This is a genomic window from Micromonospora sp. CA-248260 (genome assembly GCF_050942205.1).
Classification (GTDB): domain Bacteria; phylum Actinomycetota; class Actinomycetes; order Mycobacteriales; family Micromonosporaceae; genus Micromonospora; species Micromonospora antibiotica.
In genome coordinates this window covers 2,595,567-2,621,972 of sequence record NZ_CP192021.1, presented here as the reverse complement: position 1 = coordinate 2,621,972, position 26,406 = coordinate 2,595,567, and the positions used below count along the sequence as shown (strand labels likewise).

General features: G+C 69.2%; 26 protein-coding genes, 1 tRNA gene and 1 riboswitch. Of the genes, 17 read left to right on the top strand and 10 right to left on the bottom strand.

Going from position 1 to position 26,406, the window contains the following annotated elements; translation table 11 throughout:
- Positions 1–796: 796 nt before the first annotated feature.
- The 3 genes from ACQP2H_RS11550 to ACQP2H_RS11540 all read left to right on the top strand — a co-directional run bounded on the left by ACQP2H_RS11550 (position 797) and on the right by ACQP2H_RS11540 (position 3,601).
- Positions 797–1,858 carry a Kelch repeat-containing protein gene (locus ACQP2H_RS11550; protein WP_357537364.1) on the top strand — a complete coding sequence of 354 codons (1,062 nt, stop codon included), beginning with the start codon at positions 797–799 and terminating at the stop codon, positions 1,856–1,858.
- Between the two features lie 7 nt (positions 1,859–1,865).
- Positions 1,866–2,064: riboswitch (cobalamin riboswitch) on the top strand.
- A gap of 37 nt (positions 2,065–2,101) precedes the next feature.
- On the top strand, positions 2,102–2,725 hold the full coding sequence (bluB, locus tag ACQP2H_RS11545) for a 5,6-dimethylbenzimidazole synthase (RefSeq protein WP_219460116.1): 624 nt from the start codon (positions 2,102–2,104) through the stop codon (positions 2,723–2,725).
- A 441-nt stretch (positions 2,726–3,166) separates the two neighbouring features.
- Positions 3,167–3,601, top strand: a complete 435-nt coding sequence (locus ACQP2H_RS11540) for a hypothetical protein (protein WP_219460112.1) — start codon at positions 3,167–3,169, stop codon at positions 3,599–3,601.
- Positions 3,602–3,779: 178 nt separating this feature from the next.
- On the opposite strand, the gene ACQP2H_RS11535 is transcribed toward ACQP2H_RS11540, so the two are convergent.
- On the bottom strand, positions 3,780–4,025 hold the full coding sequence (locus ACQP2H_RS11535; RefSeq protein WP_433233523.1) for a winged helix-turn-helix transcriptional regulator: 246 nt from the start codon (positions 4,023–4,025) through the stop codon (positions 3,780–3,782).
- A 116-nt stretch (positions 4,026–4,141) separates the two neighbouring features.
- Between ACQP2H_RS11535 and ACQP2H_RS11530 the strand changes: the two genes are divergently transcribed.
- On the top strand, positions 4,142–6,028 hold the full coding sequence (locus ACQP2H_RS11530; protein WP_433232643.1) for a 2Fe-2S iron-sulfur cluster-binding protein: 1,887 nt from the start codon (positions 4,142–4,144) through the stop codon (positions 6,026–6,028).
- Positions 6,029–6,301: 273 nt separating this feature from the next.
- Here the strand turns inward: ACQP2H_RS11530 and ACQP2H_RS11525 are convergent, their stop codons facing one another.
- From ACQP2H_RS11525 to ACQP2H_RS11515, 3 genes are all read right to left on the bottom strand, one after another.
- The gene (locus tag ACQP2H_RS11525; protein WP_433232641.1) at positions 6,302–6,961 is read right to left on the bottom strand and encodes a hypothetical protein; all 660 of its coding nucleotides are present in this window, start codon (positions 6,959–6,961) and stop codon (positions 6,302–6,304) included.
- A gap of 106 nt (positions 6,962–7,067) precedes the next feature.
- On the bottom strand, positions 7,068–7,349 hold the full coding sequence (locus tag ACQP2H_RS11520) for a winged helix-turn-helix transcriptional regulator (RefSeq protein ID WP_208570228.1): 282 nt from the start codon (positions 7,347–7,349) through the stop codon (positions 7,068–7,070).
- A complete protein-coding gene (locus ACQP2H_RS11515) occupies positions 7,346–7,759 on the bottom strand; it encodes a VOC family protein (protein WP_255597529.1) in 414 nt (137 codons plus the stop codon). Before ACQP2H_RS11515 ends, ACQP2H_RS11520 begins: the two co-directional genes overlap by 4 nt.
- Positions 7,760–8,351: 592 nt before the next feature.
- Between ACQP2H_RS11515 and ACQP2H_RS11510 the strand changes: the two genes are divergently transcribed.
- A complete protein-coding gene (locus ACQP2H_RS11510) occupies positions 8,352–9,668 on the top strand; it encodes a hypothetical protein (protein ID WP_433232638.1) in 1,317 nt (438 codons plus the stop codon).
- Positions 9,669–10,412: 744 nt separating this feature from the next.
- Here the strand turns inward: ACQP2H_RS11510 and ACQP2H_RS11505 are convergent.
- The 3 genes from ACQP2H_RS11505 to ACQP2H_RS11495 all read right to left on the bottom strand — a co-directional run bounded on the left by ACQP2H_RS11505 (position 10,413) and on the right by ACQP2H_RS11495 (position 13,299).
- Positions 10,413–11,555, bottom strand: coding sequence for a hypothetical protein (locus tag ACQP2H_RS11505; protein ID WP_433232635.1), 1,143 nt, complete (start codon positions 11,553–11,555; stop codon positions 10,413–10,415).
- On the bottom strand, positions 11,540–12,127 hold the full coding sequence (locus ACQP2H_RS11500; RefSeq protein ID WP_433233521.1) for a cysteine hydrolase: 588 nt from the start codon (positions 12,125–12,127) through the stop codon (positions 11,540–11,542). Before ACQP2H_RS11500 ends, ACQP2H_RS11505 begins: the two co-directional genes overlap by 16 nt.
- Before the next feature lie 437 nt (positions 12,128–12,564).
- On the bottom strand, positions 12,565–13,299 hold the full coding sequence (locus ACQP2H_RS11495; RefSeq protein ID WP_433232632.1) for a hypothetical protein: 735 nt from the start codon (positions 13,297–13,299) through the stop codon (positions 12,565–12,567).
- A gap of 898 nt (positions 13,300–14,197) precedes the next feature.
- Here ACQP2H_RS11495 and ACQP2H_RS11490 point away from each other — a divergent pair.
- The 12 genes from ACQP2H_RS11490 (at position 14,198) to ACQP2H_RS11435 (ending at position 23,833) form a co-directional block, all read left to right on the top strand.
- Positions 14,198–14,569 (top strand): DUF6284 family protein, encoded by a 372-nt coding sequence (locus ACQP2H_RS11490; protein WP_433232629.1) that lies wholly within the window; start codon positions 14,198–14,200, stop codon positions 14,567–14,569.
- Positions 14,569–14,937: an RRQRL motif-containing zinc-binding protein gene (locus ACQP2H_RS11485; RefSeq protein WP_433232626.1), complete on the top strand. Its 369-nt coding sequence runs from the start codon at positions 14,569–14,571 to the stop codon at positions 14,935–14,937. Before ACQP2H_RS11490 ends, ACQP2H_RS11485 begins: the two co-directional genes overlap by 1 nt.
- 136 nt (positions 14,938–15,073) lie before the next feature.
- The gene (locus tag ACQP2H_RS11480; RefSeq protein ID WP_433233519.1) at positions 15,074–15,388 is read left to right on the top strand and encodes a hypothetical protein; all 315 of its coding nucleotides are present in this window, start codon (positions 15,074–15,076) and stop codon (positions 15,386–15,388) included.
- Entirely contained in the window at positions 15,385–16,254 is an 870-nt protein-coding gene (locus tag ACQP2H_RS11475) for a DUF2637 domain-containing protein (protein ID WP_433232623.1), read from the top strand. Before ACQP2H_RS11480 ends, ACQP2H_RS11475 begins: the two co-directional genes overlap by 4 nt.
- A gap of 94 nt (positions 16,255–16,348) precedes the next feature.
- The gene (locus ACQP2H_RS11470) at positions 16,349–16,819 is read left to right on the top strand and encodes a Pycsar system effector family protein (protein ID WP_433232620.1); all 471 of its coding nucleotides are present in this window, start codon (positions 16,349–16,351) and stop codon (positions 16,817–16,819) included.
- A 141-nt stretch (positions 16,820–16,960) separates the two neighbouring features.
- Entirely contained in the window at positions 16,961–17,347 is a 387-nt protein-coding gene (locus tag ACQP2H_RS11465) for a hypothetical protein (protein WP_433232617.1), read from the top strand.
- A gap of 44 nt (positions 17,348–17,391) precedes the next feature.
- Complete coding sequence (locus ACQP2H_RS11460; protein ID WP_433232615.1) at positions 17,392–19,299, top strand: conjugal transfer protein TraB; 1,908 nt, start codon at positions 17,392–17,394, stop codon at positions 19,297–19,299.
- A 135-nt stretch (positions 19,300–19,434) separates the two neighbouring features.
- Positions 19,435–19,674 (top strand): hypothetical protein, encoded by a 240-nt coding sequence (locus ACQP2H_RS11455; protein ID WP_433232612.1) that lies wholly within the window; start codon positions 19,435–19,437, stop codon positions 19,672–19,674.
- 277 nt (positions 19,675–19,951) lie between these two features.
- Entirely contained in the window at positions 19,952–20,848 is an 897-nt protein-coding gene (locus tag ACQP2H_RS11450) for a bifunctional DNA primase/polymerase (RefSeq protein ID WP_433232609.1), read from the top strand.
- The gene (locus ACQP2H_RS11445) at positions 20,845–22,077 is read left to right on the top strand and encodes a DUF3631 domain-containing protein (protein WP_433232607.1); all 1,233 of its coding nucleotides are present in this window, start codon (positions 20,845–20,847) and stop codon (positions 22,075–22,077) included. Before ACQP2H_RS11450 ends, ACQP2H_RS11445 begins: the two co-directional genes overlap by 4 nt.
- Positions 22,078–22,367: 290 nt before the next feature.
- Entirely contained in the window at positions 22,368–22,628 is a 261-nt protein-coding gene (locus tag ACQP2H_RS11440; RefSeq protein ID WP_433232604.1) for a helix-turn-helix transcriptional regulator, read from the top strand.
- Positions 22,628–23,833, top strand: coding sequence for a tyrosine-type recombinase/integrase (locus ACQP2H_RS11435; RefSeq protein ID WP_433232601.1), 1,206 nt, complete (start codon positions 22,628–22,630; stop codon positions 23,831–23,833). Before ACQP2H_RS11440 ends, ACQP2H_RS11435 begins: the two co-directional genes overlap by 1 nt.
- Before the next feature lie 84 nt (positions 23,834–23,917).
- Here the strand turns inward: ACQP2H_RS11435 and ACQP2H_RS11430 are convergent.
- From ACQP2H_RS11430 to cmk, 3 genes are all read right to left on the bottom strand, one after another.
- Positions 23,918–23,991 (bottom strand) — tRNA-Pro (locus ACQP2H_RS11430).
- Between the two features lie 183 nt (positions 23,992–24,174).
- Positions 24,175–25,572 (bottom strand): ribosome biogenesis GTPase Der, encoded by a 1,398-nt coding sequence (gene der, locus ACQP2H_RS11425; RefSeq protein ID WP_091254560.1) that lies wholly within the window; start codon positions 25,570–25,572, stop codon positions 24,175–24,177.
- Positions 25,569–26,249: a (d)CMP kinase gene (gene cmk, locus ACQP2H_RS11420; protein WP_433232598.1), complete on the bottom strand. Its 681-nt coding sequence runs from the start codon at positions 26,247–26,249 to the stop codon at positions 25,569–25,571. The genes der and cmk overlap by 4 nt, the downstream gene beginning before the upstream one ends.
- Between the last annotated feature and the right edge of the window lie 157 nt (positions 26,250–26,406).

The window sequence follows — 26,406 nt, the reverse complement described above, 5'->3', positions numbered from 1 at the left end:
CTCTCCTTCCTACAGACACCCGCAATCTGTCGAAAAAGCGCAAACTCGTGTCGCGTAATCACAGAGATGTCAGTGCCCGGGAGCGAACCCGGCGCTGTTTCGCCACGGGGTGACCTACGGTGAATCAACTTGGACAGCATCATCGGTCGGTGCCGGATATTGCTTCGATCCATTGCCACAGCTAGCGACCAGAGTATGACTGACGGTAACATTAACGATGGGGTGCGTCAATACGTATTGATGGCCGGCCGGGAGTTCGCCGGCGGGGTTGCGGCTGATTTGAGCTGGTCCGTATGGCTCATGGTCAGGTGTCCGTAGCGCTGTCCATCATGGTGAACCGTCCCGGTTTCGGCGCAGTCGGCGGTCACTGCGCGTGGCGGACGCCCGGAGGGCGGTGCACCACCAGGATCCCGCCGGGGAACGGGGGCGGACCTGGCCGACCGGACAGCCCCGCAACGTCACGCCGACGCGCCGTCCGGCGTGGTGGCCGGACCGTCCCGCGGGTGCCGACCCCCTCACCACGGGCGGCAGCCGGCAATCACGGCGTCGCGTTCCCCGCCCGACGCCGGCACCACCCACGGCGCACGTGAGGAGAATTCCCTTCCGCATCGTGCGGACACGACCCCAAGTGGTGACCGGCGACAGCTTCCCGAGCGAACACACATTCAGCCACGACACCATTTTCACCCTCGGGGGAAATTGGCAGGTCCTTCGCGGCTGCCGCGTACGCCGGACTGCTAGCCTGCCGATCAGCGGAAAACGCCCGTCGACCCAGCGCGAAGGGAGCATCCCAGTCGTGACGACAATTCGCATTCTCGGCCGCGCCGCACCATGGAGGACACTGTTCCTCGCCATTGCCGTCGCGGTGGCCCAACTGCCGGCACCCGTCGCCGGTGCCGCCGCCAGGGGCGACCGACCCGCCCTCCGTTGGCGGGCCGACGACGCGCTGTCGAGTTCCCGCTTCGCGCTGGCGGCGGCCACGGCGCCGGACGGGTCGATCTTCGCGATCGGGGGTGCCGACGCGGCTTCGGTCACCACGGTGGTGGAGGTCTACACGCCTCGGACGCGGCGGTGGAGGGCCGGTCCGTCGCTGCCCCGGCCCCGGTACCGCCATGCGGCGGCCACCGGCGGGGACGGGCGCGTCTACGCGATCGGTGGCAGCTCTCCCGGTGCCGAGGGAGCGTTCCTCAGCTCCGTGCTCGCCCTGACGCCGGGCGACGACCACTGGGTGCCCGTCGCGTCGATGCCCAGCGGACGGCAACTGCTCGCCGCGACGGCCGGCACCGACGGCCGGGTCTACGCCGTCGGCGGGGACCGTCGCGGCTCGCTGTCCACCCTGGAGGTCTACGAGCCGACGGTGGACCGGTGGACCACCGCGGCGTCGATGCCCACGCCGCGCTACGAGATGGGGGTGACCGGCGGACCAGACGGGCGGATCTACGCGATCGGCGGCTGCGGGGACGGCGTCCTGAACGTCCTCGACGTCGTCGAGGCGTACTCGCCCACCACCGACACCTGGGCGACTCTCGCGCCGCTTCCCAGCCGGCGGTGTCTGGTCGACGCCACGACCGGCCCGGACGGCCGGATCTATGCGACAGGTGGCTGTGAACTGGTCACCGACCCTTCGGGAAGACCTGTCGACTGCGTGGACACCACCCGGGTGGACGCGTACTCACCCGACACCGGCACCTGGGCGACGGTCACCGGCACCACCACCGCCCATCGTGAAGGCGCGGCGGTCACCAGCGGCAGGAGGATCTTCGCGATCGGCGGGCACACCGCCGGGGTGGAGTCCGCGCGGGTGACCGCCCGCCGCCCGCCGGGGGCGTGGCCGGCCTGCGTCACCGGCACGGGTTAGCATCGGCGGCGGCATGATCGTGCGAGGTGCCCCGCGGGTGCGGGGAGAATCGGGAAGCCGGTGTGATTCCGGCACGGGCCCGCCACGGTGACCGGGGAGCGACCGTCCAGGCGCGAGGAGCGCAGCCACTGGCCGTACGGCTGGGAAGGCGGACGGGTTGGCGTCGATCCGGGAGTCCGAAGACCGGCCTCGCGTCGACCGCCCGCCCGTCCGGGGTGGGCCGAGCGCAGCGGGAGCCTGCCTGTGGAACTCTACGACGCCATCCACCGCCGCCGGGACGTCCGGGCCCAGTTCACCGGGGAACCGGTGCCGGACGGCGCCCTGCACCGGATCCTGGACGCCGCGCACGCCGCACCCAGCGTCGGTTACTCACAGCCGTGGGACTTCGTCCTGGTCCGGGACCCTGCCATCCGTCGTCGGTTCCACCGGCACGTGCAGGCCGAGCGGGCGACGTTCGCCGCCACCCTGGACGGCGCGGCGGCCGAACGGTTCGCGGGCATCAAGATCGACGGGGTGTTGGAGTCGACGCTGTCGGTCGTCGTCACGTACGACCCGCAGCGTGGGGGCCCGGCCGTGCTCGGGCGGCACGCCATCGCCGACGCCGGTCTCTACTCGGTCTGCCTGGCCATCCAGAATCTCTGGCTCGCCGCCACCGCCGAAGGGCTGGGCGTCGGGTGGGTCTCCTTCTACCGAGAGTCGTTCCTGGCCGGGCTGCTGGGCGCACCGGCCGGCATCCGGCCGGTGGCCTGGCTCTGCGTCGGGCCGGTCACCCACCTGGAGTCCGTGCCCGACCTGGAACGGCACGGGTGGCGTCGACGCCGACCTCTCGCCGAGGCGATCCACCACGACCGTTGGTTGCACAGCTGAATCCCCATTTTCCATTGTGGATGACAGCGCGCCTCGTCGCTGCAACACTGTTTTCGGTCGATCCCCCGCCGACTTCCTGAGTGCCCACTGATGGATTTTGACAGCGATGGGACAGCCATTGGATCTGCACAGGGTAGTAGTCAGCCATCCTGAATCCTGCCCGAGACAGGTTGACTTCATTGTCACCGACGACCGGCACGGCGCCGCCGCTGCACCGGCGGCCTTCCCCGCCGGACTTCGCTTCGGGGTTCACCGGTGACGCGAGGCGGTCGTTGTCGCCGCGGGTCACGGCGACCGGTGGCAGCTCACGGAGAAACCAGCCCCGAACGCCCGCGCCTGACTGCGGTCGGATGTCCCCCGGGCCGACGAACACAGCCTCGACGAGCGCGCTGAGTACGCCGACTCATGCCTGGTCGGGTCGGACCGTCCACGCTGGACCGCGTGACTTCTGAGGCGGCCGGTGCACGTCGGTGGGGTGGCCCGATCGTGGGGCTCCTGGTCCTGGTCTGGATCGGCGGGCTGATCGCGGCAGCCGTGTGGTGGCTGAGCATCGGCTTGGCGCAGTGGAACGCCAACTACGACGGCCGGCCCGACGAGCTGGTGGGCCTCGGACGCCAGGCGAGCCTGGCCCTGCTGGTCGCCGCGTTGGTGGCGATCGCCGGCCCGGCAGTCATCGCGCTCGTCGCGTACCGGCTGCGGCTGGTCCGAACCGCGATCGTCTTCCTGGTGCTGACCGTCGTGATCGCCGTGCCCGCCCTACCGTTCGCCGCATCCGTCGGGCGGGGTCTCACTCCGGTGCCGGCAGACACGACGCCCGGCCCGCCAGGGCACTGCGTGGAACTCAGCGGCGGCGACAACCGCTGCCCGGGCGGCTGACGGGAGCGGGAGCAGCAGGGTGTGCCGGGATGACCGGGCAGGCGGCCCACCCGGAAACGACGGAAGGACCGGGGTGGTGCTGGCTTCCATCCGTCGAGGTGCCGGCCTGGCGTCGACCTGTCGGGAGTACGCGGGTCTCGACCATCACCCCGTGACAGGATCCGCCCGCCCTCCTTGCCTACTGGTCGTGACGGGCCTTGACCGCAGCCGTACGCAGCGCATCGATCGCACCCATGTTCAGCTCGGCCCAGCGTTTGAGCTCGCGCAACGGACCGACGAGCGTGTCGCCGAGCGCTGTCAACGAGTAGTGCACGGCGGGCGGACTCGTGGGTTCCACCCAGCGGCGGGCGAGGCCGGCGCCTTCGAGTTGACGCAGGGTGTGGGTGAGCATCTTCTGGGACACACCCGGCATGCGGCGGCGCAGCGCGGCACGAGCCGGACGACGTCGTCGGTGGCGTCGCCGGGTTCGCCCACGTCCAGTCCCCCACGCGGATCTCGTTCGCCCTCCCCGAGGCCGACGCCTCCCCCGGGCCGACGTCGATGTTCTTCCTGCTGCCTGGAGTCGGCGAGGTCCTGCGTGTCAACGGCACGGTCACCTCCCAGCGGCGAGCACGGACCACGGTGGTGATCAGGCAGGCGTGGGTCCACTGCGCGCAGGCCATCCTCCGGTCCGGCCTGTGGCAGCCACCCACCCAGCAGACCGCGTCGGCCCCGCAGATCGCCCTCGACGAGCCGCTGGGGGCACCCGGTGTGGCCGAGTTCCTCGCCGCAGCGCCGTTCCTCGCACTGTCGAGCTGGGACACCGAGGGTGGCAGCGACACCAGTCCCCGAGGCGACCGGGGAACGGTGGTCCGGATCCTCGACGGTCGGACGCTCGTGCTCCCGGACCGCAGGGGCAACAAACGCGCCGACACGCTACACAACCTGCTGCAGGATGAGCGGCTCGCCTTCGCCGCGCTCGTGCCCGGCCGCAGCGGGGTGCTGCACGTACGCGGGCGCGGCGTGGTAACCGACGACCCGGCACTGCTACGGACCCTCGCGCTGCGCGGGCTGGCACCGCACGCGGCGCTCGTCATCGACGTCGAACACGCCGAGGTGACCGGCAACGACGCGGTGGCCCGGGCCCGGCTGTGGCATCCCGGCGCACACCTCGACCGCAGTGCCGCGCCGGATCTCACCATGATCGCGTTGGAGCACCTCGCCACGAACTCGGCGGACGCGCCGGGCGGGCCGCCTGCGGCACTGTTCAGGGTCATCGGCGCGATCCCGGGGCTGTCGCGGGCGCTGCGGGTGATGATGCGCCGCGCCTACCGCTCCGCGCTGCGTAAGGAGGGCTACGCCGACGTCGCGGACGGGCGACGGACCGACGGCGACCGGGCCGGAAGTCCGCTGCGGGAGGTGCGAATCGTGGAGATGCGCCGGGAGACGCCGAGCACCGTCACGCTCGTCCTCGAAGACGCCGCCGGACGGCCCGACCATTTCGCGTTCCGGCCCGGCCAGTACTTCACGCTCGTCGTCGAGGTCGACGGCCGACCGGTCCGGCGGGCCTATTCGGCCTCGTCCGCGCCGGGGACGACGCGGCTGGAGGTCACCGTCAAGCATGTCGAGGGAGGGCGGCTCTCCAGCCACGTGCACCGGATGCTGCGCGTCGGGGACCTCCTGGGCCTGCACGGCCCGTCCGGGACGTTCCACACCGAGACCGAGCCACCGACCGAAATACTGCTCGTCGCCGCCGGCAGCGGTGTGACGCCGATGATGAGCATGATCCGTACGCGGCTCGCCGACCGGGCCGGCCACGACCGGATCGCGCTGCTCCACAGCAGCCGGGACGCCGACGAGGTCATCTTCGCCGCCGACCTCGACCGGTTGGCCGCGGAGCACCCGGACCGGTTGTCCGTCACCCACGTCCTGACCAGACGGGACGGCCGCCTCGACGCGGACCGCCTGGTGGACTGGTTCACCGGCCGTACGCCGGCCGCAGACGCCCGCTACTACGTCTGCGGCCCCGAGGCGCTCATGAGCACCGTACGGAAGGTGCTCGCGAGCCTCGGCGTGCCGGACGCGCGGGTGCACCACGAGACGTACACCTCGGGTGCCGGCACCACGATCGCGACCACGACGCCCCAGCCGATGACCGTGGAAGCGGCCGGGCAGCCCGTCGGCGCGGGGACGGTCGAACCCGGCCAGAGTCTGCTCGACGCGGGTCTCGCCGCCGGGATCGACCTGCCGTTCTCCTGCACCGTCGGCACCTGCGGCGAGTGCGTCGTGCGGCTTCGCCGCGGCGACGTCGTGTTGAGCGAGCCGAACTGTCTCACCCCGCAGCAGCGGGCCGCCGGCTACACCCTGACGTGTGTCGCCCAGCCCCTGTCCGAGGTGACCATCGACCTCGCCGACCAGGGGCGTTCCGCGATAGGTGGCCAAGGCTGATCTGGACACCGGGTGGCAGATCGTCGGGGTTGCAGGTCGACGGCGTCGTAGTCACGACGCCACCGACGACGACCCGGCCGACACCAGGCTGATCACACCCACGGTCAATGAGGTCCGCCACCTGATCACGCGTGCGTCATCCGTCCGACCAACGACGCCACCCACCGTCTGCACTGGTCGGGTTGACGCGATTCCGCAAGCTCGAGCCCGACGAGCCCACTACACGCCGCCTCCATCCCGGATTCCCGTCAGGGTCTCGCGACGGCTGATGCGCTAGACAGTGGTACCCGCCTTCTCCGTAGCGTCGCCGGAATTCTCGGTGCGGGTTACGCGGGCGAGAAAGACACCCCACGCGGCGAGCAGCACCGGAACCAGTGAGTTCCACCAGTTCGGTGTCAACCAGGGGAAGGAGCCCACGACGAATGCGGCTGCGGCAACGATGCCGACAGCTCGCCCGGCCAGTCCGGCGCGTGTCGACCAGCCGAGCGTCACCGCAGCAACGGCGAAACCCAGGAACGCCACGTGCAGGGCGCCGAACGTCGAGCTGACGAGCAGGGCTACGACCTCGGCTGACAGGTCGATCTCAAACACCGGGTAGACCAGACGCCCCACCGCGAGCAGTACGACGACGAGCGCGACGAGGGCGACTGTGAGAGCGGTCCTTCCCACGTCGATCCACGCCGACGGGCCGGCCAGGCCCGCGCTGAATAGACCGCGCGCACCGGCTCCCCAGCAGATGACCGCGAAGAACAGCAGTTCGTTGCTCCACATCAGTAATAAGTGGCCGCGTTCGACCCACGCCGTCATCGCGACCGCCTCGGCGGGCGGGTCAGGCAGAAGCGACAACAGCAGCAGGGCTGCGGCGGTGAGGAGCGCCCCCACGATCGTCAGCCAGCGGTGCACCCGTACGTCGACCGCTTGACGCGGCGTCATGTCTCTTACCATCGGACCGCCTCCGATAGCAGTCATCTCCCTACCGTGCCCTGCATACTCTGCCTCCCGTGAACGACCAGCCATGATCCCGGACGGCGGTGCCGTATCAGGAGTCGCGTCTGCCCCAGTTGCCGAGTGCGACGATCGCCTCGCGCAAGGCGAACCCGCGGTCGGTCAGCGCATAGGCCCGGGTGTTGTGTCGAAGGGGCAGGCGGATCAGCACGCCAGCCGCTTCGAGCTCGCGCAGGCGTATCGCGAGCATGTTTGTCGGCACGCCGAGGTCACGCTGCAGATCGCCGTAGCGCTGTGGCCCGTCGAGCAGCCGTTCCACAATGAGCAGGGCCCACCGTGCTCCGACGATGTCGAGGGCCGCGGCGAGATCGCTCACGCGGTCGGATCGGCGTCCGTCTTCATCCAAAACGGTGAGTAGTGGTAGCCGTCGGGGTCGTCGAATTGACGCTGGTACATGAAGGGGTAGTCGTCGGTGTCACCGATCCGCCCGCCAGCAGCGCCGGCGCGGTCGACGAGTTCGTCGACCGCCTCCCGGCTGCCCAGGTCGAACGAGACCGTGACCTTCGAGGGCGTCCGAGGTCCGCCGATCAACTCTTCGACTCCGCCGACGCTCGCGTACATCTCGCGGCTGCCGAGCATGACGTACTGCTCGGGGGCGATCGCGAAGCACGACACGTTGTGGTCGGACATCTCGGCGTTGAGGGTCCAGCCGAGGGCGGTGTAGAAGGCGGTTGCGCGCTCGACGCTCTCGACCGGGCAGGTGATGAAGAGGCTCACACGGGCCATACTTGCAAAATACAAGTGGCAGGTCAAGCGGCGTGCGTCCGCCGTCCAGCGACGGGACCAGGAGTCGGTGCCCTCCCACATGTCGAATTCGTCAGGAAGGTCCCGCCATGGTGTGATCCCGGAGAAGGCCAGGACGCCATGGGCCGTCGTGCTCCTGGGTGGGCCTGGCGGCGGGTCGCCCCGATGATGCCGGCAGGTCGGGTCAACCCGGTGACGGTGAGGTCTACGTGGTGACGGAGGACTGGCCGGGTAGGGCCTCCTTCCCGCTGCCGGGGTCGGGCGACCACCTACCCGGTGAGTGGTCATGGCGTCGGACGGGCCGGTCGTCGCCGCCGGTCCGGGGCCGGCCCGGGAAAACCATCTCTGACCTGACCGCACGGGCCTATTCTCGACCCGTAGGCACCGGAACCGGAGGCTCGTCGCGGGGATCCGGCCTGCCGACCCGGCACACGTCACGGCCACGTGCTCCCGGCTGCCCGGCGCCCTGTGGTGGCGCTCGGACGACGCGACGGGTCACGTCGGTGGTGGTGGAGCATGACGCCCTGCCCGGGACAGTCTCGGGAACTCACGACGACGGGAGCACGATGACCAGTTGCCCCATCGGATCACACGGACGACGTGGTCGGTCCGACGCGGATTCCCGCTCGTCGTGCTGCTGGTGGGGTTGTTGATCCCCGTCGCCCCGGCATGGGGTGCTGACGGTGGTCCGACCGGCACCGTCGAGATGGCCGCCGACGGGGACGTGGTCGGCACCCCCACGCCGCTGCGTACCGTCCCATCGGTGATCGCCGACGTGGCCGACGGTCAACTCGTCGTCTACCGCATGCCCGGTATCCGGGGCGGCCAGATCAACGCCACCGCCATGCTGTTCCTGCCCACGCAGGCACCACCGGCCGGCGGGTGGCCACTCGTGGTGTGGGGGCACGGCACCGTCGGGTGGGCTCCGGAGTGCGCGCCGAGCGTGCAACTCCAGGAGCACGGCCGGTGGGCCGACGGGCCGAACGCGGCCCTGCTGGCGTCCATCCTGAAGATGAACATCGCCGTGGTCGCTCCGGACTACGAGGGACTCGGCCCGGTGGCCGAGGGTGTCCCGGAGGGGCACGGCTACTACGAGCTGTCCAGCAAGGGAAACTCGATGGTCTTCGCCGCGGTGGCCGCGCAGCGGCTCCTCGGTGACCGACTGTCGGGTCAGTGGGTGCCGGCGGGCTGGTCGGAAGGTGGCTTCGCCGCTCTGGCCGCCGCGTACTACTCCGACCAGGCCACCATGGCCGACCCCGAACTGGAGTACCGCGGCACCATCACCCTCGCCCCGGTACCGGACGTGCCCGCCATGAACCGGGTCCTGTGGAACGACATCGAGGCGGCTGCACGATCGGGGCTCCCGCCAACGGAGCACCAGATCGAGCAACTCGTCTTCGCCAACGCGGAGACCATCTACTTCACCAGGACCGAACGGTACGCGGGCTACGACATCGACCCCGCCACGATCTACGGCCCCACCATGCTGAGGTTCTACCGTGACAACTGGCGTACCTGCCTGGACGATCTGAACGCCCTGGTCAAACAGGACATCCAGAACTACCTGAACGCGTCGCCGGCACACCGGCTGACCACCTACCCCGGTGTTCGCGGCGACACCCCGAACTCGCTGCCTGAGAACAAGCGGTTCTACGCGGAGAACCAGGGCAGGCTGGAGAACTCGACGCTACCGGGGGCGATTCTCTGGCTGTACGGCACCGACGACATCACCAGCCCGGCCACGGTCACCTACGACACCGTCAACAAGATGCTGATCAACGGAAACGACATCAACCTCGCCGTCCTCGAAGGAGCCGGCCACTACGACGTGTCCGCCGCCGGTCAACCCCTGATCGAGGCCCGGCTGAGGCAACTGTTCGACATCACGTAGCGCCGCCTCGCCGTTGAGGCGTACGCCCGGTGGGTTGAGGTGAGCGACGACCTCACCTGAACATCCACTCCTGCCGTTCTCCCGCTGCTCACCCGCGATCGGCACGCCCTGCACCGCGTCGACCCGCACAGGGGACTGAACCGCATCGACCTCGCCGCCGTACGTCGATGGCTGGACCGCCACCCTAACCAGCGCTTCCGCCGGTCAGGGGCTTTTGTCCTTCGGACGGCCTGATGCAGGCCGACGACCCTTTCGACCCCCACAGCATTTGCGGTAGACGACTGCGCAGCTCAGCAACGATGTGTCCGGCGGCATCTCGTCGACTGTTGCGCTGTCCGTGTGCGTCCGTCGGACGCACGGACCCCCTCTGGTCACCGGGCACCAGAGCGTGCCGCCCCCGCTAAACGGGGGGTCTTCGAAGGAGGTTCAAATCTCCATAGATGAAAGTCAAAGCCCTGACCAACACTTTCGCTGGTCAGGGCTTTTGTCTGTCGGGACGGCCGGATTCGAACCGACGACCCCTTGACCCCCAGGACGATTTGGTAAGCGTTCCTGCACGTCACGCACGCTATGCCTACTACTAAGGCGTGCCCCCAACGGCGCATCGCTCAGCATCGAGCACTACGTGTGGTCCCTAACTGGTCCCCAGGTACTCGGCGCGCCTCTGTGGTGCCCTGCCGCATACTTCGGCCTGGACGTTTGGAGGATAAATTCCCTTAGGTTATTCAAACGGGCTTCATGGGCCTATTCAAGATCTCGATTCCGATCTAACTTTTCCACCTCAAGCATCTCAAAGAGCACAGCTTCAAGGCGAGGACTATCCCGGGCGATAGCCCAGGTAACGAATCTGAGCTTTCGACTTATCGCGTTTTCTTCCATTCGCCGAACTACCTCTCGGCTTAGCGTGTGATTGGTTACCAGCAGGTAGCGCAGGCGTGCACGCCCAAACCCGACCCTGGGAATAGCCGAAAGCAAATGGGAAAGGTTCCCAATAATTGGGAACTGTGAATAATTGACAGTGACAGCAACAGCGATACCGCCCCGAGTGATCAGATAGTCAAAACCGTAATCCTGGCTTGATTGAGAAATAACGGCACCAACTGAAATCGCGGCTCTTCGAAGTACCGAGTAAACACTCATCTCGTAGGCGTAGGCTGCCGATGCCACATCGCTAGAGAACCCCTTCTCATTGAGGCTTACCCTTAGATTTCGCAGCATCGCGGCAGCTTTCGGATCAGTCACCGCAATAGCGGCAGCAGTCCATGCATTTTCTACCGGCCCTAGCACTCCGTCATCTTTGCCTTGATTGGGCGCATCTTCCGCAGCCTCCTGAATGCTTTGATCAATGCCCTCTTCGCCCTGAGGATGCGACCTTATCCCCTCGTCGCTGCCGACGCCATCTTCACCTTGGGTTTGGCCACCCCGAGTAGCGTCAATTGCGACAGAATCGAAGATTGTCAAGATTGAGCTAATCGCTTCCCCGCGCAACCTGTCAGATTTTCCTTGCCCTACCCTCTCGCTAAGAGCAGTCAGCATTGCGAGCGTTACTCTTTGGGGAAGCGGAGGCTTCCTACCCTCCTCGACTATCGTCCTGTCGTAAACCCATGTGAGCGTTTCCCACCACCGTTCTTCATGGTGCTGCCGCTTCACATGCCGGAACTGCATCATTGCGATGCTCGCCGCAACTAGAGCAGCAACAACGGCCATGACACCGCCGAAGCCGGCCGACGTCAGGAATCGTTCCCAAAAATCGGCACCGAAATGCTCCGAGTTGATTACTCCCGTGGGGGACGGGTAAGGTACCCCGACGGGGGACGTGGAAGGCACTCCCACAGGAGATGGGGAAGGGTTCACCGGCACCGGCACCTGCACTACGACCTCCAGCACGGAACCGATGGATCCAGTGACTGCGGTGGCGGGCCGATAAGCGCGTCTGGGATGTCGGCCAGCCGGATCACCTGGCCGGGACCGATGAAGCGTCGTGCGACCAATAGCCCTGCCTCGTGAGCCTCAGTGCCCGCGTGGCTAGCCGACGCATCCGTGATCAACCACGGCGTGAAGTTGTGCTCAAATGCGTCTACGGCACCCTTCAAGACGCAGCTTTCGGTAGCAATACCGCAGAAGTAGAACTCTTCCCATCCACGCTGCTTGAAAAGCGTCAAACCCTCTGGAGTGAATGGGCTATAGATCCTCTTGTCCAACCTTGTTCCCTGATCTACGTACTGGCACAACTCGGGAATGAAATCGATGTCAGGGGAAGACTGGAGCCGCTGCCAGCCGAAGAAGCGCTCGAAGGGACTGCCCGGATAATTAAGATATCGCGTAAAAAGCGTGTCACCGCCGGTCGCCTGCCAGCGACGCACTAGGTCGACAACAACAGGAACAATGTGCGCTGACTGCTCTCGCACGAAGCCGTTTTGCATGTCAGTCACAACAAGCACAGGGCGACCCGATGTCACTGGCTTAACCTCGATCCGTCTCACGGAGGGTTTCGATGGCTTGGTCTAGGGCTGGCATTAGGTCACACGTCCGCAGAATCGCCCGCCGCATCGCCTGATGCTGTCCGGGCTCTCGAAGACGGGAAACAGTAAGCCGGGAGCGCACTCCCCGAAGATAGCGCCACCCGTATTCGGACGGCACCCGTGGGTCCCGCCCCTGCTCTACCTGGCGGGCGATTGCGTCGCAATACGCCCACATGGATTGGATCGCAAGCTCGCAGGATATTACCTCAGCTTCCGTCAAGGAACGCTCGGCTGAGATCGGATGGTAGACGACTCCGGACCATGAGGCGTAACCAACCGAGATGCCCTGCACGCCGAACGACTCGATGCCAACGTGGTCGTATGCCTCAGACAGCAAAGACTGCTCGATCAGTTCGGCGTGCGCCAGGTGTTCGTCATCCATCGGACGGTCGCGGTGTAGCAACACCTTCGGCGTCGCCATGATACGTAGGGCAGTTCCTAGCAACTCCGCCGGCCATGCTGGCTCGACCACCCAATGAGCGCCAAGCACATACACCGCAGACTCGTCCTCTACTGGGTGAAATGCGCGCGAGGTAATCGATAGCCCATGCAATGTTGTCACCGTACGACGCCACCCGCCAGGCAGCCAGTGCCGCGATTGTGGACAACTGCACTGGTTCGACAAGGTGGAAAACCACGGACCCGCACGGCCACACGTACAGGGTGCAGTCGCCTTCCGGGTGCTCGACGGGTGTCGAGCAGCAGGTGTGCCACTCCCCCACGGCTGGCGTGCAGCCCGCAGCCTCCCGCAGTCGGGCAGCACCATCGACACCGACGAACGCTGTCACAAACTTGTGGGATCGCGCCGAGAAGTGCGGTCGGTCCTCAGCGCCACTGGTCAGCTCACCGAACAGATCGTGAGGCTTCGCGTCGTACACCAGGCAGTAGAGCTGGCGGTAGATCGGATCGGTGACCGCGACGCGCCCCGTCTCGTGGCGGTACATCGCCTTCTCGATGGCCTCGACGGTGGGCGTCTCTCGGATGCCGCGTTGCTGGCCGACGCGGTGCAGCTCGCGCGCAGCGCGCTTGCGTGACTCCCAGCCGGCCGCCTTCCGGCGGTTGACCAGGACAAGGTTCGGCTTGAACTGCCGAGGGACCTCAGTGGACATGGGGCGTGTCCTTCGTGTCCGTGCCTAGTACCTGCCCGGATCGCCGCGCACCAGGCAGTCTCATTGGCAGGCGAGCAACGTGCCGCCGCAGACGGGAGCCGAAGACAGGAGGCACCAGATGAACCGATCTAGCCCGTGGTGCCTTTACGCGGCCTGTCCGCCTGCCACTTCCGGATCGTGTCGGGCTGCCACGCCGGGGACCGGCCGAACATCCGGTCAGGCGCGGGAGCCTGGCCGCGTGAGACGTAAGAAGCCCAGGTTGCGCGACTGATCGGGGCACCTACCGAAGCGAGGTAGGTGCGTACGTGGTCCGTCGTCCACCAGTCGGCGGGCAGGTCAGCGTCGGTCATCAGTACAAGCCTACGCGGTAGAGGTGCTTGCACGAATACAACGTGGCGCTGTAGCGTCTCGAATACAACGCCACGTTGTACCGGCCGGATGGCTCGGGGAACGACGGCACGCCGTTGCCGCACGCCCATGAGACGCCGGATCAGGTCGTTAGTTGACAACTCCACAGCGACAGGAATGAGCGCGCGTAGCTCGCCGAGCAGCAACTTCGCCTTGATCCGCATGGCGGTCGACCCCGGTAAGTCCCGGGCGAGCGAAGCGAGTGAGGCGGGTTGCGCGCGCCGCATCTACCGATCCGGTTGTGCCGGATCACGTGTCACCCCGACCGGCAAGGCTCGGGGGATTTGTCCATCTGACCTGACCCTGTGGGGAGAGGTGATCCCGCTATGTCCGTGATTGCCGCGTGTGTGCGTGTCACGACCAAGAGCCGCGCTATCTGGCGTACCTGCACGGCGTGCGGGGTGCTCGCTCCGCTGGCCCCTGACGAGAGCTGCTGCCGGGCCTGCCCGCAGACGTCGCGTTCTCGCCGTACCGAGAGGAACCGATCGAAGTGACCCCCGCCGAGATGGACCCGACCCCGGTTGACCTGGCCGCGATTGACGCCGAGTGGCCGTTGATCGCCGCTGAATTGGACGTGCTCGACGCTGAGATCAGCCTGTTCTACGCCGACGACCGGGGCGGCCCGTCGCCGTTGGACTGGCGCAGGTTGCGCCGGGCCGAAGCCCGCGTCACCCGCGCCGCGACGACTGTGGTTCGCCCGCCCTGGCAGGCCGATGGGTGCGTGCCTCACCGCCTGGCGGTGGTCGGCCGGACCGGTTGCGGCCACGACTGCGAGATCGTGCGCTGCCCCGGCTGCGGTGGCGAACAGGTTCTCCACCGCGCCGACAACGGCTGCCGGGCCGGCCTGCCTCGCGCGGTCTGATGTCCCGCATCCGCGCCGCCTACAACGACCCGGACGGCAACCGGTACGGCATCCCCACCTACTGGTGGCAGGGTGCCCCGCCCGGTTACGCCACCCGCCGTCAACTCCGCGCCGCCGGCCTGCGGCCCGCCGGGCAGCCGGTCGCCGCTCAGGTGCTCTGGCGTGGCGTCGGCGGCACCCGCGCCGCGTACCTGTACCGGGTCGATCTGGCCCGGCCGAAGCGCACCGCCACCCCCGCCCAGCTCCGCGCGGTTCGCGCCGCTCTGACCGCGCGCCGTACCTGCCGCATCTGCGGGCGGGTGCAGCCCTACTACATCCCGCGCTCTCTCAACGAGTGCCTTGACTGCTTCGAAGGAGTCCCCTCGTGATCTGGCTGCTCCTGATCCTGCTGGGCGGACCGCTGGTGATGCTCGCCCCGTTCGCCCTCGCCCACGCCCTCAACCACGCCACCCCGACCGCGAAGGAGACGCTGCGATGACCGCCCGCAAGACCCGCCGCGCCGTGATGGCCGAACTGATCCTGCTCGCCGACCCGACCGACATCCGCGTCCACACCCCGGGTGTATCGCTGTCGGTCACCTTCGACAGCATCGCCGCCCTGAAGTCGTGGCTGCATCTGGCCGGACTCAACGACCCGGACATGCTGACCGGTGAACACGACGGCACCACCACCGACGGCCGCCCGTACCGGCAGATGAACGCCTACCCGACCTGGCACGGCTGGGAGTTCTACGCCACCGCCACCGAGTACACCGACCCCGTCGAACCGCTCGACTCGTCGACGGCTGACCGGCTCGCCGCGCTGGCGGTGGCCCGATGACCGCCCCCACCCTGAGCATCTACCCCCGATCAGTGGACGAGTTGATGCCCGAGGCGCACGCCCTGGTCGCCCGTCTCGGCACGGTCCCGTCGCGCAACCGGATCAAGACCGAGTTGCGGGTCGGTGGTCCGAAGGCAGACGCCATCATCGACCGGCTGACCCGCCCCCCGGCCGACCCGGACACCACCCCGACCGGTACCGACCCCACCCCCGGTGCCGCCGACCTGCCGCCGGTCGACCTGGACCCGCACCCGGACGCCGACGCGGTCGACCCGCCCGCGCCGGACGCGCCCACGGCCCCGGTGCCGCACGACCCGACCGCACCGGGCACGACCCCAGACATGCCCGAGGCACCCGACGTCGCGTCGGGGCAGGCAGCACCCGCCGTAGACCCGGGTTCCAACATCACCACCACCCCGACCACCGCCCGTCCGACGGGCCGGGGCTGGGCATACGTCGGGGTGATCCTGGGCGGGGTGGTGTCGATCGCCGCGAACATCGCCCACACCTACCTGCCGAACCCGCCCGACGGCGCACCGGCCGGGTGGGCACCGGACCCGGGGTGGTCGCCGTCGCCGTTGGCGGTGGCGTTGTCGGTGTTCTGGCCGGTCGCCCTGTTCGTGACGGTGGAGATCCTGACCCGCATCCCCTGGGGCGACGGGATCAGTTCGGTGTTCGCCCGGGTCGCCGGGGTGCTTCCGGTCGCGGTGGTCGCCGCCGTCGTGTCCTACCGGCACCTGTCCGGACTCCTGGCCCACTTCGGCGAAGACCCCCTCACCATCGCCATCGGCCCCCTCGCTGTCGACGGGCTGATGGTCATGGCGTCCGCCGCGCTGCTGGTGACCAGCCGCCGCAGCCGTACCTGACCCCGCCCGGCGGCACAGCCCTGATGGCCTGAGAAACCTGTGCTGTGCCGCCGGTCCGGTCACCCAACCCCTACACGAAGGGAGGGCACCTCTGATGGTGCCAGTACCCGATCCGGCCTGGTTCACCGACCGGATCACCGAAGTCCGCGCCGAACTCGCCCGCGCCGACACCAAAGCCTCCACGTTGATGGCCGTCGCCGGAGCGGCCGTGACGGTCGGCGTGGCGACCCTCGCCCGCACCGACCTTCCCGGCCCCGCCCTGGCCGCCGGAGTCACCACCGTCGCCCTGGTCGGTACGGCGGTGGCACTGCTCGCCGGTGCGGTCCGGCCGTGCCTGGGCGGTGGTCACGGCCTGGTCCACTACGCCGCTGCGGCGCCGGGGGACCTGATGACCGAGGCCACCGCCCCGCCACTGTCCGCCGCCGCCGAACGCGCGCACCACCTCGTGTGGCTGTCCCGCACAGCCGTCCGCAAGTACCAGCGGGTCCGTACCGCTGTGGATCTGCTGCTGGCCGGCATGGTCGGCACCGCGCTCACGGCTGCTCTGGCCCCACTGCTCGGCTGACCGGTCTCCCGGCCGTGCCCACCCACACCCGGGGTGTGGGTGGGTGCGGGGGTCGACCGGCCCGCACCACCTGTTGCGCCGGACGCGGTACCGCCTGGAAACGAACCCGCGTCCGGCCCTCCGATGAAGGAGAACTACAGCATGGCAGGCATGCCTCAGGAACGTGGCATCTTCACGGGTGCCGACGCTCTGACCGACAACGTGTCGTTGGTGGAGTGGTTCAACTCCACCCGCCGTATCCTGCACGCCGCTGCCCTGGAACTCGGCGTGACCGCATCCGAACTCGACGCCCGGCTGCGTGTCGTCGGCGGCGGCATCATGGTCGGTGGCCTCACCGGTAGGGCTCGCGCCCGGCAGGTCGCCCGCCCCATCACCCACGCCTCCGAAGCCCTCGTCACCGCGTCGCAGTACATCGTGACCGCGTCGACCCGCTTCGAAGCCGTGTACCTGCCCGAGCTGGAAGCCGTCGGGTACAAGCCGCGCCGGGACGGGTTCCGGTTCACCACCGGCGGCGGGGGTGGCCGCTGATGGGCCGCCGCACGAGAATGCCCCGCCACGGTGGGCTTCCCCCGATGTCCTACAGCGTCGACCTTCGGTCGGCTGCCCTTCCCTACCTCGTCTGCCCCGCCGGGTGTCTGCTCGCGTGGCCGGCCGCCGCCGCGTCGCATCACTGGTGGGGCACCAACCCGTGGGCCGCCGCCGGCATCACTGCCGCCGGTGGCGGACTCACCGCCCTCACCTGGGCCACCGGCCGCGCCCGGGGTGTCATCCGGCAGCGGGTGTCCACCCTGCTCACCGCGACCGGGTCGGCGTGGGCGCTCGGGGCGACCATCGGCGCACCCTGGGAACGCCCCTGGCTCGACGTGTGGGCCGGCGGCACCGTCGTCGCCTCGGTCGCGGTCGCGGTGATGCGGCTGATGGCCAAGGCCAACCCCGACGAACAACCCGCCACCACGGGCGGTGGTCTCGCCGAGGCCGTCGCCGCCCTGCGGGATGCGCGGATCGGACGGCCGAAGGTCGACGGGGCGAAGGTCCGCGCGTCGGTCGCCATGCCCCACGGCGACACCCTCGCCGACGTCGAAGGCTCCCGCGAATCCATCGCGTCCGCTCTCGACGTCGCGCCGACGGCGGTGCGGGTGCACCGCAACCCCGACAGCGTCCGCACCGGCCACATCGAAGTGGTACCGGTCGACCAACTCCGCGACACCATCGCGTGGGCCGGCCCGTCCGCTCCCGGCCGGTCGGTAGGGGATGCGCCGTTGCGGTTCGGCCTGGCTGAGGACGGCGAGCCGGTCGGGTTGTCGCTCACCGGCCGCCCTGGGGTTCGCCCCGCCACCCACGTGCGCGCTACCGGCATGACCGGCTCGGGGAAGACCGAGTGGGCTTTGGTGGTCATGACCGACTACCTGACCCGCACCGACGGCGCGTTGATCGTGGTCGACACCGTGAAGCGGGATCAGACGGTCAAGCCGCTCAAGGGCGGGTTGACGCTGCTGGTCACCGAGGACGACCACGCGGAAGCGTTCTTCGACGTCCTCGCCGAGCAGGTTATCCCCGCCCGCACCGAAGCCCTGGGTCGGGAGGATCTGACCGAGTGGATGCCGGGGTGCTCGCTGTCGCACCTGACGGTGTGGGTGGAGGAATCGGCCGCGTGGTCCGGCCACCCGGCCCTCGTCCAGGTCGCCGAACGGGCACGGTCGGCCGGCATCTGCCTCGTGCTGTCCCAACAACGCTGGACCCACGACCGCGCCCCCACCTCCCTACGGTCGCAGTTCGCCACGAACGTGTGCTTCGGCATCGACAGCCGCGACGACCCATCCCTTGCCTTGACCGGGGAGACGGTCGACGCGGGAGCGTCACCGCAGTCGTGGGGCAGCAGCAAACCCGGATACCTCTACGTCGAGTCACCCAGCATCCCCACCGGCCGGTGGCCGATTCCCTGCCGCGCCGAACTCGCCCACCGCGCCGACCTCGCCGAAGCCGTCACCGGCTGGGCACCCGTCCGCCGACCCCTCGACCCCATCACCGCCCGCGCCCTCGCCCCCGTCATGCCCACCACCCCCACCACCGCGACCGCTGGGCCGGCCGCCGCGACGGTCCGCCCGACCGACAACGACGACGACGGCCAGGAGGTACCGGCCATGGCCACCCGCCCCGGCGTCAACCCCAACGACCCGCCCGACGACGTCGACCCTTCCCAGGAGATCGACACCACCCCGACCCCGCGTCGGTTCTCCCTCGCCCTGCCGAAGCAGGTCGGCCCCGAACAGGCTCGTACCCTGCTCCGTCAGCACCTGACCGCCCTCGCTGAGCAGGGGCACACCGAGGTCCGGCCGGCGGACTTCGGCGACGTGCTCGCCGCGACCGGCTACGGCGCAGCCTGGCTCACCAAAGCCCTCAAAGAACTCACCGTCGGTCACGAACCCCTGCTGATGCCCGTCACCCGCAACGGCCGCTACCGCATCCTGCGCACCGCCTGACCACCCGTCGCACCGGCCGTGTAATCGGCGTGAAGTACACGCCGATTACACGGCCCCCCACCTAGGCAAACCCGCCGTGAAGTACACGTGCAATTCACGGCCACCCCCACCCTGCCCACCCACAGGAGCAGACCGATGAACCCGGCCACCATCGCGCTCACCGCGCTCGCCCTCGGCACCATCCTCGGCATCACCCTCGGTGTCCCCCTCGGCCGCCGCGTCGAACGCGTCGCCTGGTACGCCGACGCCACCCTCGCCCGCGCCCGCATCACCGGGTGGCTCCTGCGCGACCTCAGCGGCTGGCTCGCGGCCGTCGCCCTGGTCGTGGCCGTCGTCGTGTTCGTGGTCTGGGCGCTGCTGCGGCCCCACCGCTAAGACCTCTGAACGGCGCGCTTCGCGCTCTCACCACCGAATGGCCAGTGCCCGCCCGGCGCTGGCCATCGTCACGCCGCACCCGGGAAGGAGCGGCCTGATGCCCCTACACGGCACCCGGTGCGGGCACTGGATCGGCGCGGAACGGCGCTACTGCCACCACCCCGATGGTGTCCGTCCCTACCTGCAAGGCCCACGGTGCCCGGCCCACACCCCGAATGCTCTCGCCGGACGGCCCGAAGCCCTATCGATGGCCCTGAACGAACCCGAGAGGAGCGCCATGCCCGACACGTCTGCCCTGGTCGCCGCCGCCCTCACCTACGTCGAACGCGGCTGGCCCGTATTCATGCTCGCCCGGTCGAAACGACCCGTCGCCAACTGCCAGCCCTGCGCCGACGCTGGCCCTGACCACGACCGGGAAGGCTGTGCGTGCCTGACCTGTCACGGCTTCTACGCCGCGAGCACCGGCCCCGACCGGGTCGCCGCGATCGTGGCCGCCATCCCTACCGGGCAACTCGCCCTGCGTACCGGTGCCGCGTCCGGCACCGTCGTGGTCGACGTCGACCCCGCCCACGGCGGTAGGGACACCATGAACGCGCTCATCGCTGATGGGCTGTTGCCGCCCACTGCCTACGTGGTCACCGGGTCGGGTGGGTTGCACCTGTACTACCGGCACCCCGGACAGCCGGTGCAGTGCAGTCAGGGCAAGCCCGGTCAGGGACTCGGTCCCGGCATCGACGTCAAGGGCGACGGCGGGTACGTGGTGCTGCCGCCGAGCGTGCACCCCCGCACGGGCCGCCCGTACCGGTGGGCGCCGCGCCGGGAGATACAGGAGATGCCCCCCGCGCTGGTCGACGCCTGCCGACCCGCCCCGCCCCCACCGACCCCGGCCCCGGCGCACACGCCGACCAGCACCCGCGAGGCGGAGGGCATCTCCCATCCCGACCGGCTACTCGCCGCGCACCTGCACGCGGTCACCACCGCCCCGCAGGGCACCCGCCGCACCACCCTCTACGGCGCAGCCCGAGGCGTCGCCCGCATGGTCACCGCCGGAGCCATCAACCACCACGACGCGGTAGCCGCCCTCACCACCGCCGGACACCAGGCAGAGCAGACCGACCGAGACATCCGCGCCGCCATCACCGGTGGCTTCCGCGCCGAAGGAATCGCCGCATGAACCCACCAACCAGCACCAACGAACAGCCCGTAGACGGTGCGGCGATTCTCGACCGGTTGCACGGCTGCCTCACGAAGTACGTGATCCTGCCCAGCCCTGAGGCAGTCGACGCGGTGACGCTGTGGATCGCCGCGACCCACGCCCAAGCCGCCTGGGCACACGCCCCCCGCCTGGTCATCCGCGCACCAGAGAAGCGGTGCGGGAAATCGCGGCTGCTCGACATTGTCGAAGGCTGCTGCCACGACCCGCTCATCACCGTCAACGCCTCACCGGCCGCCGTCTACCGGGCTATTGGCACCGGCCAACCTCCGACCCTGCTCGTGGATGAGGCCGACACCCTGTTCGGCGGGAAGAACGCCGACGCCAACGAAGACCTACGCGGACTCCTCAACGCCGGCCACCAACGCAACCGACCCGCGATCCGCTGGGACAACAACACGCAGAGCCTGGAGAAGATCCCCACCTTCGCCATGGCCGCCCTCGCCGGCATCGGCGCGATGCCCGACACCATCGAAGACCGCGCCGTCGTCATCCGCATGCGCCGCCGCGCACCCGGCGAGAAAGTCGCCCCCTACCGGCACCGCCGCGACGGCCCCGCCCTGCGCACCGTCGCGCAGCAGTTGGCCGGGTGGCTTCGCGCCAACCTGACCGCGCTCGAAGCCGCGGAACCACCGATGCCGGTAGAGGACCGGGCCGCCGACACCTGGGAACCCCTCGTCGCCGTCGCCGACCTCGCCGGAGGAACCTGGCCAACTCGCGTCCGGCACGCCGTGACCACCCTGACCGCCGAAGCCGACGAAGCCGGCAACGTCTCCCAACGGGTGCGGCTGCTCGCCGACATCCGCACCGCCTTCACCACCCTCGGCGACCCCACCGCCGCACCCACCGCCGACCTACTCACCGCCCTCAACAGCGACCCCGAGGCACCCTGGGCCGACAGCGGCCCCAACGGACTCACCGGCAAGAAACTCGGCGACCTGCTCCGCGACTTCGAAATCCGCTCCGACACCATCCGCTTCACCGTCGGACAAGCCAAGGGCTACACCCGCGACGCCTTCACCGACGCGTGGCAGCGGTACTGCCCACAACCCGAAACCCCCACCACCGGGGTATCCGTACCATCCGTACCAACCTCGTTTCCGCAGGTCATCCCCGGTACGGATTACCCCACTGGTACGGATCGATCCGTACCACGACGCACCCTCACCACCGCCCCTGGTACGCATTAATCCGTACCAGGAACCAATCCGTACCAGCCCTGACCAGGCAAAACGAGCTTGGTACGGATGGTACGGATACCCCCGGCCCCGGCGGCACCCCATCGCCGCACCGGGAAGCCGACCAGCAGAACGGCCCGCTGAGAAGTCGCCAGCCACACCAGGCCATCCAGGGCTATCCGGACGACCCGGACGGTAGCCCTACGGCGCTCTCAGCGGGCCGTTCTGCACCCCCGCTGCATCGACACCTCTCCCTATCGCTGACGCCATCTGTCGACCGAAAGGCGCTCACCGTGCGACTCGTGACGCAGAATCCCTCACCGGAGATGCCCGCTACGCCGAAGGAAGACGACACCATCCGACTCTCGTCCAAGCCGTTCATGTCCACCGAGGAACTTGCCGTGCTGCTCGACGTCGACCCGTCGACCATCCGCCGCTGGCGCACCGTCCCGCCCTTGCAGGGACCGCCGTTCATCCAGATTTCCGACCGGGTCGTCAAGTACGTGACGGCCGACGTCGAGAGCTGGCTGTCCGCCCGCCGGGTCTACCCGAAGGCGGCTTGATGACCCCTCCCCAGCAGCCGCCGATCGGCGTACGGCTCGCCACCGATGTGGAGGTACGACCAGGCCGTGAGCGCCCCTATAGGGCGCGCGTCCGGTGGGTCGACCCGACGACCAAACGCCGACTGTCCAAGTCCGAATCGGTGGCGACACCCGAAGAGGCACAAGGGTGGCTCGACGCCATGGTCAGCGCGGCACAGGGTGGCGTCGACCCGCTTGCCGCGACAAAGCGCCTGGCCGAGTACGGCGAAAGTGTGATGACGCTGGCCCTGCGCGGCCTGGAACGCAAGACGCTCGACCCGTACCTAGCCGGTTGGCGTAAACGGGTGGTGCCCGCACTCGGCCACATTCCGATCCGCATGATTACGAACGGCGCGGTAGATCGGGCCGTGCACGGCTGGATTGCCGACGAGTGCAGTCGATCGACGGTCAAGAACAGCCTTGCCGTGCTTGTCCGGGTGATGCAGCAGGCCGTACGTGACGGCATCATCGCGCGGAATCCCGCACAGGTCACCGGGTGGCAGCGCGAATACCAGCGGGCCGAAGACGAGTTGGACGACCCGCGCACCCTGGCCCTGCCGCACTGGGAAGCCCTGACCGGACTCGCCGCCGCCCTGGTCGAACGGTCTGCGAACGGGTTCCCCGGATGGGGCGACGTGACGATATTCGCCGCGTGCACCGCAGCCCGGATCGGCGAGGTGTCCGGCGTCCGCGCCGAGGACATCGACCGGGAAACGTGGATGTGGACCGTCCGCCGACAGACCACCCCCGGCCCCGGCGGTCTGATCGACAAGGGCACCAAGGGAAAACGCGCACGGATGGTGCCGCTCATCGAGGAAGTGCGACCAATCGTCGCCCGCCGCCTGGACTCGGTTACCGCGCCACACTCCCGGCTGTTCACCGGGCCGCGCGGTGGACGGATCAGCACCGCCGTGCTGCGGGACGCGACCCATTGGGATGAGGTGGTGACGAAGCTGGGATTCGAACACCTGCGCCGGCATGACCTACGGCATACCGGCCTGACGTGGATGGCCGATGCCGGCGTGCCGGTGCACGTACTACGGAAGATTGCCGGCCACGGTTCGCTGACCACCACACAGCGATATCTGCACCCCGACCGGCAGTCGATCACCGACGCGGGAACGGCACTCAGCGCCCACCTGAAGGCTCGCCGGTCCCCAGGTGGTCCCCAGCTACGCGCGGTCTAGATCAGCGAACTCCTACCGCTCTAGTACGAATTAGAGGCCGTTGGCCAGGGCGAATGCCCCGGTCGACGGCCTCTTTTCGTGCTGTCGGGACGGCCGGATTCGAACCGACGACCCCTTGACCCCCAGTCAAGTGCGCTACCAAGCTGCGCCACGTCCCGATGCTCTCCGCCTGGTTTCCCCTGCGGCAGCCGGTACAGCTTAGCGCAGGATCTTCGCACCGCGCGCACAGCCCCCTGCCGCGTCGGTGCGCACCGCCACCACCTCTAAAGCGTCCTAGGAAAGGAGGGGCACGGGAGGGCTGCCGTCCCCGGGTGGGAGCGGCAGCCCTTGGAGGTGCCGGGTCAGCCGTGGGCCTTGCCCCGGCCGCCGGGGCCGAGCTTCTTGCGGGGGCGTACCGAAATCTCCACCGGGCTGCCCTCGAAGCCGAACTCCTCGCGGAGCTTGCGCTCGACGAAACGCTGGTAGCCGGCGTCCAACGGCGCGGTGGTGAACAGCACGAACCTCGGCGGGGAGACACCCGCCTGGGTGGCGAAGAGGATCTTCGGGGCCCGACCGCCGCGCACCGGGTGCGGGGTGGCCTGCACCAGGGCGGTGAGCCACTGGTTGAGCTGTGCCGTGGGCACCCGGGTCTCCCAGCTCGCCAACGCCTTGCGCAGCGCGGGGGCGAGCTTGTCGACGGCCCGGCCGGTCTGCGCCGACAGGTTGAGCCGGATCGCCCAGGGGATCCGGCGCAGCTCCCGGTCGATCTCCTTGTCCAGGTAGTACCGGCGGTCGGCGTCGACCAGGTCCCACTTGTTGAAGGCGATCACCAGGGCCCGGCCGGCCTCGACGACCATGGTCAGGATCCGCTGGTCCTGCTCGCTGATCGGCTCACTGGAGTCGAGCAGCACCACCGCCACCTCGGCCGCCTCGATGGCCCCGGCGGTACGCAGGCTGGCGTAGTACTCGGTGCCGCTGGCCTTGCCGACGCGCTTGCGCAGCCCGGCGGTGTCGACCAGCTGCCAGGTTTCGCCGCCGATCTCCACCAGGCTGTCCACCGGGTCGACGGTGGTGCCGGCGACCGAGTCGACGACCGCCCGCTCCTCCCCGGAGAACCGGTTGAGCAGGCTGGACTTGCCGACGTTGGGCCGGCCGACCAGCGCCACCCGGCGGGGGCCGCGCGGCCGGTTCTCGACGATCTTGGGCGCGTCGGGCAGCGCGTCGAGGATCGCGTCGAGGAGTTCGCCGGAGCCCCGGCCGTGCAGCGCGGAGACCGGGAACGGCTCACCGAGGCCCAACGACCACAGCGCGGTCGCCTCCATCTCGATGGCGGTGTTGTCGGTCTTGTTGGCCACCAGGATCACCGGTTTGGCGCTGCGCCGCAGCATCTTCACCGCGGCCTCGTCCACATCGGTCGAGCCGACCATGGCGTCGACCACGAAGATCACCACGTCGGCGGTGACCACCGCCGTCTCGGCCTGGGCGGCGATGGCCGCCGCCCGGTCCTTCGCGTCCGGCTCCCAGCCGCCGGTGTCCACCACCGTGAACGAACGGCCGTTCCACTGGGCGTCGTAGGGCACCCGGTCCCGGGTCACCCCGGGGACGTCCTCCACGACCGCCTGCCGCCGGCCGATGATCCGGTTGACCAGCGTCGACTTGCCCACGTTCGGGCGACCGACCACGGCCACCACGGGCTGCGGGCCGGTCGGCTCCTCGACGGTGACCTCCGGCTCACGCAGCTCCACCCATCCGTCACTCATGCCACGCCCCGCTCGGTGAGCAGCTCCCGCAGCCGGGCGACGACCTCGTCGATGCCCAGCTCGGTGGTGTCCAGTTCGACGGCGTCGGCGATCTGCCGCAGCGGGTTGACCGCGCGGGTGGAGTCGAGCCGGTCCCGCCGGGCCAGGTCCGCGGCGGTCGCCGTGACGTCGGCGGCGTCCTCGGCGCTGCGGCGTCGGGCCCGGGCCGCCTCGGAGGCGGTCAGGTAGACCTTCAGGTCGGCGTCGGGGGCCACCACACCCCCGATGTCGCGGCCCTCGACGACGATCCGACCGGCCTGGGCGATCAGCTCCCGCTGCCGGGCCACGAGCAACGCCCGCACCGCCGGCACGGCGGCCACCGCGGAGACCGCGCCGGTCACCTCGGGGCCCCGGATCTCCTGGTCGACACCCGTCCCGTCGACGGTCACGCCGTACCCCCGGGGGTCGGTGCCGATGCGCAGCTCGACCTCGGCGGCGACCTTGCCCACCGCGGCGGCGTCGGCCAGGTCGACGCCGGAGCGCAGCACCGCCCAGGTGATCGCCCGGTACATCGCACCGGTGTCCAGGTAGCGGGCACCGAGGTCGACGGCGAGCCGCCGCGACACGGTGGACTTACCCGAACCGGACGGTCCGTCCACCGCGACCACACAGCGCCCGGCCCGTACGTTTTCCTCCACCGTTGTCCTCCTCAGCCCGTACCTCGCGGGTCACCGGTTCCTCCGGTGCCGTTGAGCGGTCGTCCATCGTCGTCCATCATCCCGCGCCTCGCGGGTCGGCCACGCGCGCCTCCGTCGGGGGCGACGCACGCCACCCGTCGGCCCGTTGGGCCGCGGG